We start from the raw sequence: 20,749 nt of genomic DNA, 5'->3' as shown, positions 1-20,749 counted from the left end.
AGAAGTTAACAGTTTGGAGGATGCGCAAATGAAGAAAACACATATAGATTACCCGATCAATGATGATACACTGTACCGGCTTGCCGACCTGTTCAAGGTTTTCGGTGATCCTACCAGGATCCGTATCCTGTACGTACTTTCTGTGGAAGAGCTCTGTGTTCAGGATATTGCCGATCGTCTTTCCATGACCCAGAGTGCCATTTCCCATCAGCTCCGGGTACTGAAGCAGATGTCACTGGTCAAATTTCGAAGAGATGGAAAAACCATTTACTACTCCCTGGCAGACAGCCATGTGGCAACCATCATGAATCAGGGGCTGGAACACGTTACAGAAGAATAACGCATAAAACACAATGCAAAAAGCCAATCCGCTTCCCAATGGAAGAACAGATTGGCTTTTTTCTCTGCCTTACTCGTGCATCATTTGTATTTATCCCTCGCCCTGTGGTGAAGCACCATCGCTCCGTATGCAGGCATCTTCACCTGAAGAATCCCTGCATCTGCAATATATTCTTCCGGCATTTCCGTATAACCCTCTCCGGAAGAAAGCATCAGACGCTGAAAAACCGTTGCTTCTTTCCGGCTTACACCGGTTTTCCAGGCTGTTACCCTTATGTCTCTCTCCTGATCCTGATTATTAAGGATCACTATGATCTGTTCAGAATCAGAAAAACGACCATAGCTCAAGCCCTGATGATCGTTCCACAGAAATTCCAGGGAACCCTTTGCAAGAATCGGATATGCCTTGTGTATGCAGATCATGCGTTTATGAAAGTCCAGCATCTCCTGGTCTTCTTTTCCCCAGGGATAAGTTCTGCGGTTATCCGGATCTGTAAAGCCGCAGACGCCGGCCTCATCCCCGTAATATACCGTAGGCGCACCAGGCCACGTCATCTGGATCACAACAGCCTCTCTCATGATGGCAGGATTGATGCCTGCAGATGCTGCCTCTGCGCCTGCGTAGGAAAGCCTTCCTACTCTGTGATTGGTCCTTGTCAAAAATCTGGAATGGTCATGGTTTGAAAGCTCATTCATGGCTCCATAAAGCGCTCCCATATGCAAAGACTGCATATGATGCTTCATCGCCCCGATAAAGGCCTCACTGTTGCCATAAAGGTCCTCCCGGTACTCATCACTGTGCTTCTCCATTCCGGTCAGGAACCAGGTTACAGGCTCCATAAAAGCATCATAGTTCATAACTGTATCCCACTCATCGCCGCGAAGCCAGCTTTCCGGATTTCCGTAGTGTTCTGCAAGGATCACTGCATCAGGATTGGCTTCTTTTACTGTCCTCCGGAACTCTTTCCAGAAGTGATGGTTAAAATCATTGCTGTGGCCCAGATCTGCAGCTACATCCAGTCTCCAGCCGTCTACGTTATACGGCGGCGAAACCCATTTTCTGCCCACATCAAGGATCGTCCGGCAAAGCTCCTCAGATTCTTCGTAGTTCAGCTTTGGCAGGGTATCATGGGTCCACCAGCCGTCGTAGGTTGGATTATAGGGCCAGCGGTTCTGATCCTGAAAGCAGAAGAAAGAACGATAAGGGCTGTCCGCCGAAACATAGGCCCCCTTTTCGTAGCCTTCCTGATTTTCGTAGATCCGTTCCCTGTCCATCCATTTATTAAAGGATCCGCAATGGTTAAATACCCCATCCAGGATCACTTTCATTCCTCTTCTGTGAATTTCCTCCACAAGCTCCTGAAAAAGCTTATTACTGGCCTCCAAATTCCGTTTATTGGTCACACGGCGGATATACTTAAGGGCATGACTGTTGTCACTGTCTCCGGGACTTAACAGACCATCACAGTCCTCTACGATCCTTCCGATATGCGGATCGATATGATCGTAATCCTGACAGTCATACTTATGGTTGCTGGGAGAGACAAAGATCGGATTCAGATAGATCACATCCACTCCAAGCTCCTGAATATAATCCAGCTTATCCATAACTCCCTGAAGATCGCCGCCATAAAATTCCCGGACACCCATCACAGCCGGAACCTTTTCCCAGTTATCCACTTTTACGGAAGTGTCCCCGATATAGAAATATTCCCCTGTTTCCACATCATTGGAAGGATCTCCGTTACAGAAACGATCTACATAAATCTGATACATCACAGCACCCTTCAGCCACTCAGGCACATGATATCCGGGATAGATCTCAAATTCTGTCCTTTCCTCATGTCTGGTGCTTACACCATTTGTATCATAATAACAGGTAACAAGTCCTGAATGGATCTCAAAGTAATATCGTACAGGATTTTTTTCCATTACGATCTGTGCAGTATAATAATCAAAGCTTCCGGAAGTTTTTTCCCACTTCATTTCCAGATATTCTCCGTCATGCACAAGACAGACGTTGTCCACATTATTTCTCTGGGTACGAAAACGGATCGTAACTGTATCACCTTCCCGTGGCTCCACAGGTGTACGGTAATATTCCGTCCCGTCACTGAACATTGCGTCTTTATTTAATACCGGACTCATATTGAGTATATACCGCATCTTCTTTGCAGTCTCCATGCTTTCATATAACATTCTATTTTCCTCATTCCGTCTTTAGTACCATGTTTTTAAATATATTATCTTAATTTTTTCCATCCCGCAAGCATATATATGTTTTCTCCATAATTCATCTTTTATTTTTGGACAGTAAAAAAGACAGCTGGTTAGGCTGCCTTTTTTGGAGAAGGTATTTCTTCTTATGGGGTGTAGCAAAAACTATATAATGTATTGGGGGGTTTTTACGGTATTTATAGTACCATGTGTCCACCAAAAAGTGTGCACAAAGTTCACAAAATTCAATATGTTTTTTTGTGCATTTTATTCGTTTGTTTTTGCAACCTCTTCTTTTTCTGTTGTAAAAAGTGCTTCGAACTCTTCACGATGTATCTTTTCCTTCTCGAGAAGAAGGGCCGCACAGCTGTGAAGAACGCCGATATTCTCACGGATGATGCTCTCTGCATTCTCATGGCACTCACGGATGATACGGGAAATCTCCCCATCAATCTCTCTTGCCACTTCCTCACTGTAGCCTCTGGTATGTGCCAGATCACGGCCGATAAATACCTCATCGTCATCGTTGCCATAAGCGATCAGACCGATTTTTTCAGACATGCCGTATTTCATTACCATAGAGCGTGCAGTCTCTGTGGCACGTTTGATATCATTGGAAGCACCGGTGGTGATATCTCCGAAGATAATCTCCTCAGCCACACGTCCGCCAAGAAGCGTGGTGATATCCTCCAGCATTTTGTTCTTTGTATTAAACATCTCATCATTATCCGGCAGCGGCATGGTGTAGCCGGCAGCTCCCATTCCCGTAGGAATAATGGAAATGGTGTATACCGGATCCATATGAGGAAGTACATGGAACAGGATCGCATGGCCTGCTTCATGATAAGCTGTGATCTTTTTCTCTTTATCAGAGATGACCTTGCTCTTCTTTTCTGCACCGATCCCAACCTTGATGAATGCTTTTTTGATATCCTTCTGCATGATATAAGGACGACCCTCTTTTGCAGCATCAATGGCAGCTTCGTTAAGAAGGTTCTCCAGATCTGCGCCTGTAAATCCTGCGGTTGTCTGGGCGATCTGGCGAAGATCCACATCATCTCCCAGCGGTTTGTCCTTGGCATGAACCATAAGGATCTCTTCTCTGCCCTTGACATCCGGGCGTCCCACACCGACTTTACGGTCAAATCGTCCCGGACGGAGGATCGCAGGATCCAGAATATCCACACGGTTGGTCGCTGCCATTACGATGATTCCTTCATTTACTCCAAAACCATCCATCTCTACAAGAAGCTGGTTCAGCGTCTGTTCTCTCTCATCGTGGCCGCCGCCCATACCGGTTCCCCTCTGACGGGCTACCGCATCGATCTCATCAATAAAGATGATGCACGGTGCATGACGCTTGCCCTCTTCAAAAAGATCTCGTACACGGGAAGCACCGACACCAACAAACATCTCCACGAAATCGGATCCGGAAATGGAGAAAAACGGAACTCCGGCCTCTCCTGCAACTGCCTTCGCGAGAAGAGTTTTACCTGTTCCCGGAGGGCCCACAAGGATCACTCCTTTCGGGATCCTTGCACCTACCTTGGTATACTTCTGTGGGGATTTCAGGAAATCCACCACTTCCTCCAGATCCTCCTTCTCCTCCTGAAGACCTGCAACATCCTTGAACGTTACTTTCTTATCATCAGGGGACGACATCCTGGCTCTGCTTTTTCCGAAATTCATCATCTTCGCATTGCTTCCGCCGCCTCCAGACATCTGCCGGTTCATCATCATAAAGAAAAAGAGAAGGATCGCGCCGGTAAGCACTACCGGAAGTACTGTTCCGATCATGGAGCTGTCCTTGGGTACATTGCGGATCGTCGGATCGATATCATGTTCTTCAAGAAGCGCCTCCGCTTCCTTTACATCGGTTACGTAGACTGTCTTCTGACCATCTGAAACAATGTTTGCTGTTACATAACCGGTGGGCACTTCTCTGTTCTGATGGATCACCGCATCCGTCACTTTGTCTTCTTCCAGAGCCTTTTCCAGCTGGCCCATTGTGTAGCTGCCCTGGGTAGATACCTGGTCATTGAGATACAGATATCCTGCAATCAGTGCCACAATAAGCAGAAGGTACAGGCCTATCTTACCTGAATGCTTGCTCACTTGGTTAAATCTCCTTTCAGTCCTGAAGCTCCACTACTCCGATGTAAGGAAGGTTTCTGTATTTCTGGGCATAATCAAGTCCGTATCCTACTACAAACTCGTCCGGAATATTGAAGCAGCAGTAATCTACCGCTACATCTGTCACACGTCTCTCCGGTTTGTCAAGAAGTGTACAGAGTCTGATGCTTGCCGGATGTCTGCCCTTCAGGATACGCAGCAGATAGCTTAAGGTTCTGCCTGAATCAATAATATCCTCTACGATCAGAACATCTTTCCCGTCCAGTGGCTGATCCAGATCCTTGACGATCTTTACAACACCGCTGGATTTCGTATCATCACCGTAACTGGACACAGACATGAAATCCAGTGTTACCGGGCGTGTGATCCTCTTGGCAAGCTCACACATAAAGAAAACGCCGCCTTTCAGAACGCAGATCATGTGTACATCTTTTCCGTCATAATCCTTGTTGATCATATCTGCAACTTCCTGGATACGGGCATCTACCTCTTCTTCACTGAGTAAAACCCTGATTTTTTCGCTCATGCTAAAGCTCCTCCTTGGTAATGTAATTCTAACACTCTCCCTGTAGTGGAAGTGATCTTATACTTCTCGTTCATCCGTCCTCCCGGGATCCAGAGTATCTCAGATCCTACCGCAACAACCGGAAGCCTGTCTCTCATCTCCGCCGGAATCTTCTCATCAATAAAGATCCGGTTCAGCTTCTTTCTTCCGCCTTCACTGTTTACAGTAAGATAATCTCCCTGTCTTCTGGTCCGAACGCATGGACTATTTTTTATTTTATCATAATCAAACCATTTCGTATACTTTTTTTCTTCAATCTTCTGTTTCTTATAAGAAAAAATTTTCGACTCAAAAACTCCGAAAGGACTTTCCAGAATTCCAGGTACCGGAAGCTCCATAGACATTTCTCTGAGACCTGCCGATACTTTTTTTTCAGTGGAAGCAGCGTTCTCTCTGTCTGATGCAGAGTTCTTTTTCAGACATACCCCTCCGTACTGTCGTATTACCCGCAGCGATTCCGGAAGGTTGATATAACGACCGTTTTCTTTTTTTTGAAGCGAAAGGACCTGGTCCACATGAAGAGATGTAAAGTCCTTACGTTTTCCTGCCAGTATCTCAAACGCCTCCATCACCGCATATTCCTGAAGGATAGGATCCTGTGCAAAAAATTTTTCATCCAGAAGATAGCCATTTTCTTTCCGGCAACCTGCCAGAAGCTCCCTTCCCTTTTTCTGAAGATACGAATCTGCCTCTGCCAGAACCCGTGCGGTTTCTGCCATATGCTCCACCGCTTTTGCATTGATCTTCTGTTCCATAGCCGGAAGAATATGGTTACGGATCCGGTTTCTTGTATAGTCATCTGAAAGATTGCTACTGTCTGTGATATAGGAAATACCTCTCTCTTTCAGATAATTGACGATCTCCTTCCGTTCTAAACACAAAACCGGCCGGATGATCTCACCATTTACCGCCTGTATCCCGGAAAGTCCCCGGATACCGGTTCCCCTTGCCAGATGATGCAGCATAGTCTCTGCCAGATCGTTGCGATTATGTGCCAGCGCAACCCGGAACTGTCCGTTCTTTTTTGACTGTTCTCCGGAAAAACCAAGTCTCTTTTTTTCCTCCTGAAATGCCTGTTTTCGCACGATCCTTCCGGTTTCTTCTTCTCCCAGCTTCCACTTTTCGGAAAGCTCCGGAACCGGATAATGCCTGGACCGGAAAGGGATTCCCCAATCCCGGCAGATTTTTTCCACAAACTGCTCATCCCGGTCCGCCTCCTGGCCCCTGATCCCATGATGGACATGAACCACTTCCATGGAAAAACCGATCTCTTTCTGAAGACTTTTCAAAATATGAAGCATTGCTATGGAATCCGCCCCTCCGGAAACCCCTGCCACAACCATATCCTCTGCTTTCAGCATCCGATTGTCTCTGATATATTTTCTTACACGTGTGATCATTTTTTCTCCTGTAACCAAAAATACTCTATTTTTTCCACAATCCTGCCACAACTACTGTCATATCATCCCTGGCATGATAATCACTGTATCCCAGGACCCTTTCCAGTATTCCCCGTCCCATCTCCCTGGGCTCTTTTTCCCGGACATCCATAATGATCTCCTTCATGGTTTCCTCTTCCCGTTCTGTAGGAAGTGCATCCAGAACTCCATCTGTCATCATGATCAGATAATCTCCATGATAAAGCTTCCTTGAGGCAGTATCAAAATCCAGCTGCTGGACCAAGCCTGCTGCAAGATTTTCCGAAGCAATGGATTCCACCCAATGATCTCTTTTAATAAATGTGGAAGACGCCCCTGCTTTCAGAAAATCACAGATCCCGGTATAAAGATCCACCGCACAGATATCAACAGTAGAAAACATCCCTTCCCGTCCTTTCAATAGCAGTGCGGAATTCACCATTCTGGCAGCTGTCTCTTGAGAAAAGCCTGATTCCAGAAACTGTTCCAGAAGTTCTACCACGATCTCGCTTTCTTTAAACGCTTCTATTCCGGAACCCATCCCATCAGACAGACAGAGAAAAAACCTGCCATCCTCTTCCTGACGACAGATATAATTGTCTCCGGAAACCTTTTCCGCTTCTCTTGTAAGCCGCGCTACTCCGTAAAGCATCTGATAACTGACATCCTCCACAAAATGAACCATACGAAAATCTCCATTTACAATACTGCGGCTGTCGGCGTCCGGCGTCATGGAGCTTCCGCAGATCCTGGACAGGATCTGTGCGATTTCTGTCATAGAAACACACTGTCCGCTCCTGGCTCTCAGATTCAGAAATATCTGCCGTCTTCCTTCGATCTTATCCATGACCCAGACATTTTTTACAAGTACATGCTTTTTACGAAGAGCCTTTTTCAGATCTTCCTGAAACTGCGGATCTGCCGGCATGATATCATACAGCTCTTCTGCCATATGATCCATGATTCTCGAGATTTCCGTCAGCTGCTGTGCAACTGCAAGCCGGCTTTCGATCATCCGGTTGTCCCACACGAGATTTTGCCTTTCTTCACGAAATCCCTCATTCAGGACCTGAAAATACTGGGCGGAACGGCCACATGCTCTCATCCATTCACTGCGGGCTCTCTGGATATTCTCCTCATTGCCTTCCTCCATGGTACGGATCATATTCTCACTGCCCCGCATGGTTTCCCCGGCACGCTCTCCCCAGCAGATCTCTCTCTGATAACATCTGGAACATACAGCCGCACTGGTGTCCGATATGATACGGTTCAGCTGTCCTCCGCTCAAAAATTCCTTACGGTAAGGCATTCCATAGAATGTATCCGCAAGCTTCCGGAAGGATGCTGCATACCGTTCCACTTTTTCCTTCTGGGGATGGCTTTCACAAAGCGGCAGCATTTCTTCTTTTTCCTTCGTTTTTCCCGAAAAGACAGTTTTTGCCATGTCCCGGAGTATCAGCAGTATGCTGACTACGAGCATGGCAATGATCCATTCCTGCATATTTTCCCCTCCCCTTATAACCTTCACTGACTGAACATTATAAAGGAAGATCCCTGAAATATCTGTCAAAGCCGCACGAAAATGTCAAAAAAAATTTCGTCGAAACCTTTGATTTTCAGCTATTTTTCTTCCTGAAACACGATCTCGTTGTCTTTCACAAGTCCCAGCTTCTCACGAGCCGCCTCTTCCACATATTCGTCGGTCTTCATATGTTCTTTCTCTGCTTCAATCTCCTTGGTACGTTCCTTCTCACTTTCAATGGACTTCTCCAGTGCTGTAGCTTTGGAATCATAATAATCCCTGCGCCGTTCCAGAGTCTTACTCTGCAGCATAAGGCTTCCCAACAACACCAGTGCGATCACCATGATCCCCGCCATGCCAAGATAATTATATCCGATCCGTTTTTTTTCTTTTCCCTTTTTTGGATTTTTCAATCTGCTGCTCCTTTTTTACACAATCTGATCTCTTTACCTTTTACGAGCTTATACATCCAAATTTTACAACTTCTTCAAAAAAATATCAACCGGTTTGCTGTCATTTTAGCTTTAATGGAGCAGTCTTTTTAAAAGGGATCCTTCTTTTTTGTCCTTTTTCCTGCCAAGATAGGTAAGACTGTCGATTTTTCCCTCCAAGCTAAGCTGCCCGCTTTTCAGATCAAGATGTTTTACATGAAGTCCTTCGCCTTTTATGGATAACTTTCCTTCCTCTGTATGCAGCAGTATTTCTTTTTCATCGAAAGAGATCACCTCCCGGATTCCCGTTATGGTGCCGCCTTTCTGCCGCTCCAGCATCAGACTGTGAAATGCTGCCGGTTTCTTCTCGTCCAATCCATACCTCCCTGGGGATGATTTCTCTTTTATTTTATGAAAAATCCATCCGGAATAGACCATCACGCCCAAACGGCAGCTGTCTCTGCATCAGATATAGCGGAACATGCTTTCCACCTCATCCTTTTTTACCGTTTCCTTAACTTCCAGGACTTCAACCTTTACATTACGGCTTCCAAACTGGATCTCCACAGTGTCACCGGTCTTTACCTGTACAGAAGCCTTGGCCGGCTTGTCATTGACCAGAACTCTTCCTGCATCGCAGGCTTCATTTGCCACCGTACGGCGTTTGATCAGTCTGGATACTTTCAGATATTTATCAAGACGCATAATTTTTCCTCCTAAAAAAGCAGGGGAAACCAAAAACCGGTTTCCCCTGCCGTTATCACTCTGAACCAACAGATTATTTACCGTTGACAACGTCCTTTAAAGCTTTTCCTGCTTTGAACTTCGGAGACTTGGAAGCCTCGATCGTCATGGTCTCACCAGTCTGAGGATTTCTTCCCTCTCTTGCAGCTCTTGTGCTTACTTCGAAAGTTCCAAATCCAACCAGCTGAATCTTCTCGCCTTTTTTCAGTTCATCTGTTACAACATCGATAAAAGATTTCAGAACAGCTTCTACATCTTTCTTGGAAAGATTGGTGTCTTTCGCCATTGCTGCCACTAACTCTGTTTTATTCATGGTGTTTCCTCCTATAATTGATGTTCTCTTATTTTTGACTTTGCTTTATATATATACCGCTTTTGGCTTATAATGTCAAGGTTTTTCGCATATTACAGGCGGAATGTGACCATTTTATCATTTCATGGAATCAACCATTTCAAGAACAGCCTTGCCCATTGCATCGGATTTCTCCTCTGCATCTGCAAGAGATGTTCCCTTAACGCCATAATAGAATTTAACCTTAGGCTCTGTTCCGGACGGTCTTACGCAAACCCATGCATCATCGGTAAGCTCATAGTAGAGAACATTGGAATTCGGAAGTCCTGTCGGCTTCTTCTCACCTGTTGCAAGATCTGTGATCTCATCCAGCTTGTAGTCACGTACAGCAGTCACCTTATGTCCGGCAAACTCAGCAGGCGGATTCTGACGAAGTGTTGTCATGATCTCCTGGATCTTCTGAAGTCCCTCGATACCCTTCATGGTAACTGCCTGAATGGCATCCTTATAGTAACCGAACTCCTCATACATATCGATCATTGCATCCCAGAGAGTCTTGCCCTGTGTCTTATAGTAAGCAGCAGCTTCGCAAAGCGCCATGGTAGCAACAATGGCATCCTTGTCCCTTGCATAGGTTCCGATCAGGCAGCCGTAGCTCTCCTCAAATCCGAAAAGATATGTACCCTTGCCACTGTTCTCAAATCCGAGGATCTGCTGTCCGATGTATTTGAATCCGGTAAGTACTTCGATAAGATTCACGTTGTATCCTTTGGCAATGGCATCTGCCAGGTTTGTTGTAACGATAGTCTTTACAAGAGCTCCGTCCTCCGGAAGGCTTCCGTTTACAGCCTTTCTCTGGCTCAGCTCATAGTTTGCAAGAAGGCATCCGGACATGTTACCGGTAAGATCATGATACTCTCCGTTTTTATCCTTTACGCGAACGCCAAGACGGTCTGCATCCGGGTCTGTAGCAAGTACGATGTCTGCATCCACTTCCTTCGCAAGCTTCAGGCCAAGCTCAAATGCCTCTGCTGCCTCCGGGTTCGGATAGCTGACTGTCGGGAAATCCCCGTTCGGAAGCTCCTGCTCCGGTACTACATATACATTCTCAAATCCAAGCTCTTTAAGGATCCTTCTGGCCGGGATATTGCCGGTTCCGTGAAGAGGTGTGTAAACGATCTTCAGGTTTCTGCCCTCTGCCTGAATCGCATCCATATGGATGATCTGTTTCTTAAGCTCTGCCATGTAAGCATCATCGACAGCCTGTCCGATCACTTCGAAAAGTCCTGCCTTTACTGCGTCTTCCTTGTCCATGGTCTTTACGGTATTCCAGTCGGAGATCGCCTTTACCTCGCCCATGATACCGGAATCATGAGGTGGTGTGATCTGCGCGCCGTCCTCCCAGTAAACCTTGTATCCGTTGTATTCCGGAGGATTGTGGCTGGCTGTTACGTTGATACCTGCCACACAGCCCAGATGACGTACTGCAAAGGAAAGCTCCGGTGTCGGACGAAGTGTCTCAAAGATATAAGCCTTGATCCCGTTTGCTGCCAGGCAAAGTGCTGCTTCCTGGGCAAACTCCGGTGACATATGACGGGAATCATATGCGATAGCAACTCCCTGGGATTTCTTGTCAACCTTGGCAATATAATTGGCAAGCCCCTGGGTTGCTCTTCTTACCACATAAATATTCATACGGTTGGTACCTGCGCCGATGATACCACGCAGGCCTGCCGTACCAAACTCTAGATCCATATAAAAACGCTCTTTGATCTCATTTTCGTCGTCTTTGATCGCTTTCAGTTCTTCTTTTGTCGCCTCATCGAAGTATGGGTTTTCAAGCCACTGATTATAGATTTCTTTATAATCCATGTTCCAAAATACCTCCCTGTTTCTTTATATAAGATAATTAATATTATATAACAATTTTCAGAAAAAGGGAAGTTTTGTTTTTTTCACATTCAGAATCATTACTGCCTGAAGCACTGTTTTGAAAATTCCTCCCACTGTTTTTTCTGATGAATCAGGGTTCTCAGCTTTTCCACATTTTTTCCGGAGATCACAGCCTTGTTATGTGTATAATAATGGTTTGCCAGTTTCCAGTATTTTTCCGGATAACAGAACCGGACTCTCAGGTTCTGCCACTCAGACTCCGAGAGCGGCCGTACGGAATCATATGCAGAAAGCATCTTCTGCGCGAGGTGCAGATCCCAACTGTATTTCTCCAGGATTTTCCGCATAAAGCGGTACAGATCTGCCATCTGCACATCAAAGCTCCAGTGACTGAAATTCGTCACCGCTGTGTTTTTCCCAAGTATCAGCACATTATGCTGATTATATTCGCCATGACAGATACTGCCGCTTTGAAGAGACTGCTGCCGCAGATTTTTATAATCCGTGGTTTCCAACATAGCTGCCGCTTCTTCTCCTTTTTGCAGAAACCATTCCACGCTTTTCAGATAATCCTTCTCAAAAGAATTGACCGCTCCTTTTTTTCGGATAAAACGGCGTATTTTTTTCATTTCCTGATTATGCCGGATATATTCTTCCTGCAGATTTCTTCCCGCATAATCCATTTCCACAGGAAGCTGCATGATCTTGTGGATCTGTGCCAGAGTCCGGATGCTTTTTAAAATATCGTTTTCGGATCTCGTGTCACATTCCCGACCCTCAAACCAGATCTGTGCAGTATATGGAACAGAATCTTTGTCCCTGCTTACCAGTACGCCTTCCCTGTTTCTGAGATAGGCGTCCACAAGACAGTTCTGTTCTTTCATTTTTTCAAGAAGCTGCTGCTGCATGGAAAGCTTTTTTTCCGAGCCATGAAATTCCCGGAGTATCACCGGACCTTTTTCTGTCCGGCACAGAAGTGCCCCCCGCACCCTGCCGGAGAATGAAGCCGTAAGCCCATACTGCTCCAGAACGCTCAACCCATAATCATACAAAAAAGTTCCCCCCTGCCTTATTTTACGTTCTATTTTATGCAGGGGGGATTTTTGTTATTCTATTCGGTTTTTATGCTGTCTTTTTCTGCTGTTTCAAGAAGTTTTTCTTTTGTATTAAGGGTTGGATCTTTCAGCACACAGTCAAGAAGTCTTTCGAGCAGTGCTCCCAGTGCCGGTCCGGCCGGATGTCCTGCCTTTATAAGATCCTTTCCGGAAACTGCCAGGGTTTTCAGAGATGTACATTCACCTCTTTCAAGGATCCCCTGATAAGCTTCCGTCACACCGCTTAACCGTGCCAGCTTCTCCTCCCTCCTGTAAGTACTCTGGGATAAAAGATCTGCCTTCTGCACTTTCAGATACAGCGGAAAAAGCTCTTCTCCAATAAGATTCACAGCTCTCCGCACATCCTCGGCGTCCGGAGTGGGACGAAGATCATGATACCGGATCAGACGACAGGTATTTCGGATCGTTACATTATCAAATTTCAGACGGCGCAGGATCTTTCCTGCCAGCTTTTCGCCTGCCGGTCCGTGAGTCTTAAAGTGGTCTCTTCCATTCTCGTCTGTCTTTTTTACAACCGGCTTGGCAATGTCATGAAGAAGCATGGTGATACGAAGAAGCCTGTCATTCTCGATCTCCGTAAGGCTTTTCAGGATGTGCTCGCCTACGCTGCAGCAGTGATGGGGGGTATTCTGCGCTGTTTCCATACAAGCATCAAATTCCGGAAGAAATTCCCGGGTAAGGCCTGTCTCCCAAGCTGTCCGGAGGTAATCCGGATGATCGGATACCAGAAGCTTTACAAGCTCTGTCTGGATACGCTCTGCACTGACATACTCCAGGTTCCCCGACATCCGCGCCAGTGCCGCTTTCGTATTCTCCTCCACAGTAAAACCAAGCTGTGCGGAAAAACGCACTGCACGGAGCATCCGAAGAGCATCCTCTGTAAAACGTTCCACCGGATCCCCGACACAACGGATGATCTTCCTATTGATATCCTCCATTCCGCCAAACAGATCCACCAGTCCATGATCCGGATGATAAGCCATGGCGTTAATGGTAAAATCTCTTCGTTTCAGATCTTCCTCAAGACTCCTGGTAAAGGTCACGGCATCCGGGTGACGGCCATCATGATATTCTCCGTCCACACGGTAGGTTGTCACCTCAAAGCCCTCTTTGCCCATCATTACAGTTACTGTTCCATGCTGAATCCCCGTATCTACAGTTCTGTGAAAAAGTTCCTTCACCTGCTCCGGAAGTGCGGAGGTAGTGATATCCCAGTCCCCAGGCACCCGGTTCAGGATGGAATCCCGGACACAGCCGCCAACAACATATGCCTCATAGCCGGCTTCATTGAGAGTACGCAGGATCTGTTCTGCTTTTTGTGGTATGTTAATCGTCATAATAACTCCTCTTGATGATCGCTGCTGTCCGGTAAAGCGGACATTCGCAATCCGCTTCGCTACTTGCTCATGAACGCAGTCGCTTCGCGATCTGCGTTCAAAACACGTTTACATTTCACTGTATTATCTCCATGTCAGCAGCCAAATAATATTCTGATATGTTTTCCTTAACGCTATTATAACATAGATTCATAAAAACAGCGGAGCATATTTTGCCCCGCCGTTGTTTCCGCAATATGATCATCCCACTTTTTTGAAGTGGCCTGCTGTATTTTTTAGTATGCGCGTCCCCAGTAAACCATCTTCTTAGCCGGTTTTCCACAGCATACGCAAACGTCGCTTAACTGCTCCTGCTCAAACGGCATACATCTGGATGTTGCCTGGAAATCTTCTTTGATCTTATCCTCACATGCACGGTCTCCGCACCACATAGCTTTGATAAAGCCAGGCTTGCTGTTGATGATCTCGCCAAACTCCTCATAATTCTTTGCTACATAAGTATGTGCCTCCCTGTGTGCACGTGCGCGCTCCAGCATATCATGCTGAATGGTATCCAGAAGCTCTTTTACCTTATCTGCAAGCTCCTCGAAGGATACGGTATATTTCTCGCGGGTATCTCTTCTGCAGAGAACTGCCTGTCCGTTCTCGATATCCTTTGGTCCGCACTCTACACGGATCGGAATACCACGCATCTCCTGCTCTGCAAATTTGAATCCCGGGCTCTTGTCTGTAGCGTCGACTTTCGCACGGATGCCTGCTGCTTTCAGTGCTGCAAGAAGCTCGTCTGCTTTCTCCATAACACCCTCTTTACGCTGCTGGATCGGTATGATCACAGTCTGTACCGGAGCGATCCTCGGAGGAAGAACAAGTCCGCTGTTATCACCGTGAACCATGATGATAGCACCGATCATACGGGTTGTCATTCCCCAGGATGTCTGGTGAACATATTTCAGTGTATTATCTTTATCTGTGTACTGGATTCCGAATGCTTTGGCAAAGCCATCTCCGAAGTTATGGCTTGTACCGGACTGGAGGGCCTTACCGTCGTGCATCAGAGATTCGATGGTGTAAGTAGCCTCAGCACCTGCAAATTTCTCTTTATCTGTCTTCTGGCCCTTGATGACCGGAATCGCAAGAACTTCCTCGCAGAAGTCTGCATAGATGTTCAGCATCTGGATGGTACGCTGCTCCGCTTCCTCAGCTGTTGCGTGAGCAGTATGTCCCTCCTGCCACAGGAACTCTCTGGAACGAAGGAAGGGACGTGTTGTCTTCTCCCAGCGTACAACGGAACACCACTGATTATATACCTTTGGAAGATCTCTGTGGGACTGGATCTCTTTCTGGTAGAAATCACAGAACAGAGTTTCAGAAGTCGGACGCACGCAAAGTCTCTCCTGAAGCGGATCAAGACCGCCATGAGTCACCCATGCAACCTCCGGAGCAAAACCTTCTACATGATCTTTCTCTTTATCAAGAAGAGACTCCGGAATAAAGATCGGCATGTAAACGTTCTCTACACCGGTCTCTTTAAATCTGCGGTCAAGCTCATGCTGGATATTCTCCCAGATCGCATAACCTGCAGGTTTGATCGCCATACAGCCCTTAACACTTGTATAGCCACAAAGCTCAGCCTTCTTAACAACGTCTGTATACCACTGAGCAAAATCCTCATCCATAGATGTGATGGCCTGTACTAATTTCTTTTCTTTTGCCATGATAAATCTCCTTTTTCTTGTGATCTGTTACATATTGCCGGCTGTCAGGCAGCCACAGCAATCCGGAATCCTTTCAGCTCACTCTCTGTCCCATAAATCGTATGCTGCAACCACAGTCCCGTTTTACGGACAAAAAAATAAGCCCTCCGAATCCCTCACAAGGGACCGAATGACTTCGGCGGTACCACCCCAGTTAGCACAGAAAACCTGCACTCTCTCAAAAACCCGTTAACGCCGGAAAAACACGCCACGCTTCAATCACGCAGAGCTCCGAGGCCGGTTCCACAGTTCACCCGACAGGATCCTCCCACCACCATCTGGCTCCCGCCAGAGGGAATCCCTCTCTGCGCCACATCCCTGTGTACTATTCTCATCAACGCCATATCTTCGATACATTCTAAACGAAACCCCTCCCAAAGTCAACCCCCAAAAATCCTTTTCGGATTTTTGGGGATCTTTTCGGATCTTTTCATTCTTTTAAATTTCTCCAGTATACAGGGAACAGGGCGCCTCCGCGCCCGCCTTCCCGTCCACTTTCAAAACCGTACCCGTGCCCGGAAAGGGAGGGGTGCAGGGGAGGGAAAAGCGGGCTTCGAAACTCCGAGCGCCTTTCCCTCCCCTGCGGTTTTTATACTGTTGTCAACAACGCCTCAAACTTTCCTTCCATCTCATACTCGCCGGTATTCGCCGTAATAAACAAACTATCCCCCTTCTGAACATCCACACACTCATCCCTGGACTGCACCTTTCCGGTACCATCCAAGACAAGTAAACTTGCGAATGAAGTCTTATCAATCTCCCCAAGGATCTTCTTCATCTTCTGTCCATCCAGAACCACCTTATCAACCGTAAAATAATCACAGTCCACAATATGCGGTTCAAAAGACTTCTTCCGAATAATCGGCACCCTCTTCGTCACCTGAAGTGCCTTCTCAATATGAAGATCTCTCTCCTTACCATTGGCATCCTTCCGACCATAATCATAAACCCTGTAAGTCACATTGGAATTCTCCTGAATCTCCGCGATCAGATTTCCCTTACCGATCGCATGAATAGTACCCGGCTCAATAAACAGCACATCTCCTTTATGAACCTCCACCTTATTCAGCACTTCCAGAAGTGTCTTGTTCTTGATTCTCTCCTCAAACTCTTCCTTGGAGACTTCCCTGGAAAATCCGTAATAAAGACCTGCTCCTTCCTCACAGTCCACAATATACCACATCTCGGTCTTGCCGTACTGTCCCTCATTCTTCATGGCATATTCATCATCCGGATGCACCTGGATCGACAGATCATCTTTTGCATCGATAAATTTGATCAGAAGAGGAAACTGGCTGTAATGACGACTGTGGGTACCGGTAACTTTTTTGCCTTCCATAAGGATGTACTCATTGAGAGTCTCTCCTGCATATTCCCCATTGGCAACATAGCTTGGTCCGTCTGGATGGCAGGAAAGCTCCCATGTCTCGGCAAGCTTGTCCCCGTCATATTCTTTTCCGAACTCTGTCATCAGTCTTGTTCCGCCCCACAGATAATCCTTGCAGCTTGGTTTTAATTTTAAAATTGCCATAACCTGTCATCCTTTCTCTCATCTCTACCGGATAAAGCGGACTGTCACGCCCGCTTTATCTTACCCGATGTCATCTCTGACATCTCTTCGTTATTATCGAATACCCAGTTCTGTATCCTCTTCTCTTACAAGGCTGTGATCCTTGATATAATCAACAATCTCATCCAGTGTTGTAAATGCAACACCAACATAACTATCTGCTGCTCCGTAATAAAGAGCGATCTTTCCGGATTCGGAATCATGGATCGTTGCACACGGGAAGCATACATTCGGAACAAAGCCTCTCTCCTCATACCAGGTCTCCGGTGTAAGGAGGAAATTCTCGCAGCGGTATTTTACTTTTGACGGCTCATCAATATCCAGGATCGCACCACCGATGGAGTATACATAACCATTACAGGTTCCTGTTACACCATGATAGAAAAGAAGCCATCCTTCACTTGTCTCGATAGGAGCAGCGCCACCGCCGATTTTTACAGATTCCCACCACTCCGGGCTCTTGCCCATCACGTGACGGTGTTTTCCCCAGTAGATCATATCCGGGCTCTCGCTTAAGAAAATATCGCCAAACGGTGTATGTCCACTGTCAGACGGTCTTGAGAGCATCACATAATTTCCGTTAATTTTTCTCGGGAAAAGAACCGCATTTCTGTTAAACGGAATAAATGGATTTTCAATTCTTGTAAAAGTCTTGAAATCAGTTGTTTTCGCAACACCGATGGAAGCACCGTAGAAGTCCTGGCACCAGATCACATAATACGTATCCTCTACTTTTACAAGACGTGGGTCATATGCATATTTCGGCATAAAGGGCTCGCCTTTTTCATTGACAAAATTGATCTTCTCTTTGTCAAAAGTCCAGTGAAGTCCGTCCTCACTTCTTCCGAGATAGATAAACGGAATTCCATTCACCTGCTCTCCACGGAAAACACCAATGAATTTTCCTTCATAAGGAACAACTGCACTGTTAAAGATTCTTGCTACACCCTCGACCGGGTTACGTCCGATCACCGGATTCTCGCTGTAACGCCACAACGGAGCTCCTGTAAGATTTTCCGGTTTATCCTGCCACGGCACGTTCGGAACGGCCGGACTGATCATTTTATATTTGCTCATACCTGTTTCTCCTCTTTTAAGATCTCAAGATTTTTTGTGATCAGCTCACAACGCTGTTTTACGCAGTCCGGAGAACGCTTCGGATCTTCCGGTGTATTGAAAAGATAGTCTTCCATCTTGTCGATGGTGGTTGTTGCCACGTGCATTCTGGTATCACAGGAAGCGTAGTAAATGTAAATGGTTCCGTCATCATCTGCAATGGCTCCGTTTGTGAACACTACATTGGAGACATCTCCCACTCTTTCCTCACCGAAAGGAACGAGGAAAACTCCGGAGGGCTGGGCAAGTACTTTGGAAGGATCCTTAAGATCAGTGGCAAATGCATAGAGCACATAGCGAAGACCTGCTGCAGTGTTGCGGACACCGTGGGCAATGTTGATCCAGCATTTTTTGCCGCGAATCGGCACTGCACCGGCACCGTTTTTTGCTTCTGTAATGGTATGATAAATTCTGCGGCTGATGATTTTTTCATCGTCGATCACTGCATGGCAGATATCCTTGCAGAGTCCGAAACCGATTCCACCGCCGCTTCCTGTCTCAATAAATCCATCCATCGGGCGTGTATAGAAGGCATATTTTCCGTCTACAAACTCCGGATGAAGGCACACATTTCTCTGCTGTGGAGACTGAAGGGTTTTTAAGTTGTCAAGACGTTCCCATGTTTTCAGATCTTTGGTGCGGACGATTCCTGCCTCTGCAACGGCTGCAGAAAGGTCGCTGTTGTCCGGGTCTTTGCTCTCGGAACAGAACACACCGTAGATCCATCCGTCCTCATGCTGTGTAAGACGCATGTCATATACATTGGTCTCTTCCGGACAGGTATCCGGAAGAACTACCGGGTAATCCCAGAAGTGGAATCCGTCGATTCCGCTGTCACTCTCTGCTACCGCAAAGAAAGATTTCCGGTCATTTCCTTCCACACGGACTACAAGATAATATTTTCCGTTGAGTTTGATGGCTCCGGAGTTCATCACTGCATTGATTCCGAGACGTTCCTGGAAATTCGGATTTGTTTTTTCATCAAGATCATATCTCCAGTGCACCGGAGCGAATTCCCTGGTCAGCACCGGATACTCATAACGATCATAGATTCCGTTATACCACTGTGTTTTCTGGTTTTTTCTGGCAACCAGTCTGTCCACTTTTTCTTTTTCAATATAGTACTGTTTATGCAATGTCTTTCATCCTCCTGATCACTTCTATACACATACGTCCATTGTGATACGGACATTTCCACGGCTCCACGATGGGTTTTTCCACCGGAGTATGATCTTCGTGGATACACCAGTACCACTCGGAACCGTTTCTTTTATCAATCATGTAATTCTTAATGTAACCCCAGACATCCTCTGCTGCCTGAAGATATTTTTTCTCCGTGGGATCTTTTTGATATCCGTTGAGGAAACCTACTACGGATTCCGCCTGTACCCACCATACTCTGGTGGTATCGTTGATACCGTTCTCACATTCGTTCATAAGGGAATGGTCACGGTATGCGGTTTCATATACATTGGCAAGGATCTCTTTTGTGACCGGCGCAACCTTTTCGGTATACGCCGGATCATCCAGCACTTCAAGGCCACGGTCGATCAGCCAGGATGTTTCTATATCGTGTCCGTAGGAGTAGAGATCGATGAGGGTATTCCACTGTCTGTCGAAAAATACTTCCTGTCTCTTCTGTGCCGGGTTGTATACTTTGTCTGCGAAAAGATCCAGCATAAAGCGCAGACGGTCTCCGGTGAATTTATCTTTTGTCACACGGTAAAATTCTGTATAAGCTTCGAAAACATGTAAAAGGGTATTCATTGTTTTCTCAGCGATCACGCCGTTCTCAGAAAGTTTATCGTTTTCCTCCGGCTGAAAATTCCGGTTAAAAGCTTCCAGATATCCGAACTCATCGGTGCATTTTTCTTCGATGATCTTCTGCAGATCTCTTGCAATGGAAATAGCTTCCTCATTTCCGGTGGTATCATAATAGGAAGAAAGGGCATAGATGGCAAAAGCCTGATTGTACGTATGTTTTGTTGTATCGAGCGGTTTTCCGTCATATGTTACAGACCAGAACACACCTCCGCATTCCTGATCCAGACATTTTTCCTTCAGGAACTGATAGGCATGATCTGCATATTCCCGTTCTTTTTCAAATCCCGCAAGTCTGCTTACACTGGAAAAAAACCAAAGGATCCTGCTGTTTAAAATGCAGCCTTTTTCATATTTTTTATCTAGCGCAAGATCGTAATCCATGTAGCCGTAATATCCACCGAATTCTTCATCCTTCAGGTTTTCCCAGAAAGGAATGATCCCGTTTTTCAGATGTTCTCTGATCTCATTTACCATAATCG

18 protein-coding genes are annotated in these 20,749 nt (G+C 46.3%); 1 reads left to right on the top strand and 17 read right to left on the bottom strand.

The window, feature by feature from the left end; genetic code table 11:
- Positions 1–28 precede the first annotated feature (28 nt).
- Positions 29–340, top strand: coding sequence for an ArsR/SmtB family transcription factor (locus LKD46_RS01855; RefSeq protein ID WP_022427364.1), 312 nt, complete (start codon positions 29–31; stop codon positions 338–340).
- 80 nt (positions 341–420) lie between these two features.
- Here LKD46_RS01855 and LKD46_RS01850 read toward each other — a convergent pair whose 3' ends face one another.
- The 17 genes from LKD46_RS01850 to LKD46_RS01770 all read right to left on the bottom strand — a co-directional run bounded on the left by LKD46_RS01850 (position 421) and on the right by LKD46_RS01770 (position 20,744).
- Positions 421–2,538 (bottom strand): glycoside hydrolase family 13 protein, encoded by a 2,118-nt coding sequence (locus LKD46_RS01850; RefSeq protein ID WP_227573724.1) that lies wholly within the window; start codon positions 2,536–2,538, stop codon positions 421–423.
- Between the two features lie 285 nt (positions 2,539–2,823).
- Positions 2,824–4,671, bottom strand: coding sequence for an ATP-dependent zinc metalloprotease FtsH (gene ftsH, locus LKD46_RS01845; RefSeq protein WP_022427362.1), 1,848 nt, complete (start codon positions 4,669–4,671; stop codon positions 2,824–2,826).
- Between the two features lie 16 nt (positions 4,672–4,687).
- The gene (hpt, locus tag LKD46_RS01840; RefSeq protein ID WP_227573723.1) at positions 4,688–5,215 is read right to left on the bottom strand and encodes a hypoxanthine phosphoribosyltransferase; all 528 of its coding nucleotides are present in this window, start codon (positions 5,213–5,215) and stop codon (positions 4,688–4,690) included.
- Positions 5,212–6,654 (bottom strand): tRNA lysidine(34) synthetase TilS, encoded by a 1,443-nt coding sequence (gene tilS / locus LKD46_RS01835; RefSeq protein ID WP_227573722.1) that lies wholly within the window; start codon positions 6,652–6,654, stop codon positions 5,212–5,214. Before tilS ends, hpt begins: the two co-directional genes overlap by 4 nt.
- 25 nt (positions 6,655–6,679) lie before the next feature.
- Positions 6,680–8,173, bottom strand: a complete 1,494-nt coding sequence (locus tag LKD46_RS01830) for a SpoIIE family protein phosphatase (protein WP_227573721.1) — start codon at positions 8,171–8,173, stop codon at positions 6,680–6,682.
- Positions 8,174–8,292: 119 nt separating this feature from the next.
- The gene (locus LKD46_RS01825; RefSeq protein ID WP_227573720.1) at positions 8,293–8,607 is read right to left on the bottom strand and encodes an FtsB family cell division protein; all 315 of its coding nucleotides are present in this window, start codon (positions 8,605–8,607) and stop codon (positions 8,293–8,295) included.
- 111 nt (positions 8,608–8,718) lie between these two features.
- Positions 8,719–9,000 carry a sporulation protein YabP gene (yabP, locus tag LKD46_RS01820; protein WP_227573719.1) on the bottom strand — a complete coding sequence of 94 codons (282 nt, stop codon included), beginning with the start codon at positions 8,998–9,000 and terminating at the stop codon, positions 8,719–8,721.
- Positions 9,001–9,090: 90 nt separating this feature from the next.
- Positions 9,091–9,330, bottom strand: a complete 240-nt coding sequence (locus tag LKD46_RS01815; protein WP_015527118.1) for an RNA-binding S4 domain-containing protein — start codon at positions 9,328–9,330, stop codon at positions 9,091–9,093.
- Positions 9,331–9,403: 73 nt separating this feature from the next.
- Entirely contained in the window at positions 9,404–9,697 is a 294-nt protein-coding gene (locus tag LKD46_RS01810) for an HU family DNA-binding protein (protein WP_227573730.1), read from the bottom strand.
- Between the two features lie 102 nt (positions 9,698–9,799).
- The gene (locus LKD46_RS01805) at positions 9,800–11,533 is read right to left on the bottom strand and encodes a phospho-sugar mutase (RefSeq protein ID WP_227573718.1); all 1,734 of its coding nucleotides are present in this window, start codon (positions 11,531–11,533) and stop codon (positions 9,800–9,802) included.
- 98 nt (positions 11,534–11,631) lie between these two features.
- Entirely contained in the window at positions 11,632–12,606 is a 975-nt protein-coding gene (locus LKD46_RS01800; RefSeq protein ID WP_022427359.1) for a protein kinase family protein, read from the bottom strand.
- A gap of 59 nt (positions 12,607–12,665) precedes the next feature.
- A complete protein-coding gene (locus LKD46_RS01795) occupies positions 12,666–14,006 on the bottom strand; it encodes a CCA tRNA nucleotidyltransferase (RefSeq protein ID WP_227573717.1) in 1,341 nt (446 codons plus the stop codon).
- Positions 14,007–14,281: 275 nt separating this feature from the next.
- On the bottom strand, positions 14,282–15,721 hold the full coding sequence (gene proS, locus LKD46_RS01790; protein ID WP_227573716.1) for a proline--tRNA ligase: 1,440 nt from the start codon (positions 15,719–15,721) through the stop codon (positions 14,282–14,284).
- Positions 15,722–16,349: 628 nt separating this feature from the next.
- Entirely contained in the window at positions 16,350–17,291 is a 942-nt protein-coding gene (locus tag LKD46_RS01785) for a type I phosphomannose isomerase catalytic subunit (protein ID WP_227573715.1), read from the bottom strand.
- Between the two features lie 93 nt (positions 17,292–17,384).
- Positions 17,385–18,407 (bottom strand): glycoside hydrolase family 130 protein, encoded by a 1,023-nt coding sequence (locus LKD46_RS01780; RefSeq protein ID WP_227573714.1) that lies wholly within the window; start codon positions 18,405–18,407, stop codon positions 17,385–17,387.
- Positions 18,404–19,582, bottom strand: a complete 1,179-nt coding sequence (locus LKD46_RS01775; RefSeq protein ID WP_227573713.1) for a glycoside hydrolase family 130 protein — start codon at positions 19,580–19,582, stop codon at positions 18,404–18,406. The genes LKD46_RS01780 and LKD46_RS01775 overlap by 4 nt, the downstream gene beginning before the upstream one ends.
- Positions 19,575–20,744 (bottom strand): AGE family epimerase/isomerase, encoded by a 1,170-nt coding sequence (locus tag LKD46_RS01770; RefSeq protein WP_255620632.1) that lies wholly within the window; start codon positions 20,742–20,744, stop codon positions 19,575–19,577. Before LKD46_RS01770 ends, LKD46_RS01775 begins: the two co-directional genes overlap by 8 nt.
- Between the last annotated feature and the right edge of the window lie 5 nt (positions 20,745–20,749).

Origin of the sequence: Blautia fusiformis, from assembly GCF_020686995.1 — a bacterium.
In the GTDB taxonomy this organism is placed as follows: Bacteria; Bacillota; Clostridia; order Lachnospirales; family Lachnospiraceae; genus Blautia_A; species Blautia_A fusiformis.
Note: the sequence above shows the minus strand (reverse complement) of the source record. Positions and strands in the feature narration are given on the sequence as shown.

Excerpts from the sequence above, each read along its gene's own strand:
- LKD46_RS01855 (WP_022427364.1), top strand. The coding sequence starts at position 29 with ATGAAGAAAACACATATAGATTACCCGATCAATGATGATACACTGTAC.
- LKD46_RS01850 (WP_227573724.1), bottom strand. The coding sequence starts at position 2,538 with ATGTTATATGAAAGCATGGAGACTGCAAAGAAGATGCGGTATATACTC.
- hpt (WP_227573723.1), bottom strand. The coding sequence starts at position 5,215 with ATGAGCGAAAAAATCAGGGTTTTACTCAGTGAAGAAGAGGTAGATGCC.
- tilS (WP_227573722.1), bottom strand. The coding sequence starts at position 6,654 with ATGATCACACGTGTAAGAAAATATATCAGAGACAATCGGATGCTGAAA.
- LKD46_RS01830 (WP_227573721.1), bottom strand. The coding sequence starts at position 8,173 with ATGCAGGAATGGATCATTGCCATGCTCGTAGTCAGCATACTGCTGATA.
- LKD46_RS01815 (WP_015527118.1), bottom strand. The coding sequence starts at position 9,330 with ATGCGTCTTGATAAATATCTGAAAGTATCCAGACTGATCAAACGCCGT.
- LKD46_RS01805 (WP_227573718.1), bottom strand. The coding sequence starts at position 11,533 with ATGGATTATAAAGAAATCTATAATCAGTGGCTTGAAAACCCATACTTC.
- LKD46_RS01795 (WP_227573717.1), bottom strand. The coding sequence starts at position 14,006 with ATGACGATTAACATACCACAAAAAGCAGAACAGATCCTGCGTACTCTC.
- proS (WP_227573716.1), bottom strand. The coding sequence starts at position 15,721 with ATGGCAAAAGAAAAGAAATTAGTACAGGCCATCACATCTATGGATGAG.
- LKD46_RS01785 (WP_227573715.1), bottom strand. The coding sequence starts at position 17,291 with ATGGCAATTTTAAAATTAAAACCAAGCTGCAAGGATTATCTGTGGGGC.
- LKD46_RS01780 (WP_227573714.1), bottom strand. The coding sequence starts at position 18,407 with ATGAGCAAATATAAAATGATCAGTCCGGCCGTTCCGAACGTGCCGTGG.
- LKD46_RS01770 (WP_255620632.1), bottom strand. The coding sequence starts at position 20,744 with ATGGTAAATGAGATCAGAGAACATCTGAAAAACGGGATCATTCCTTTC.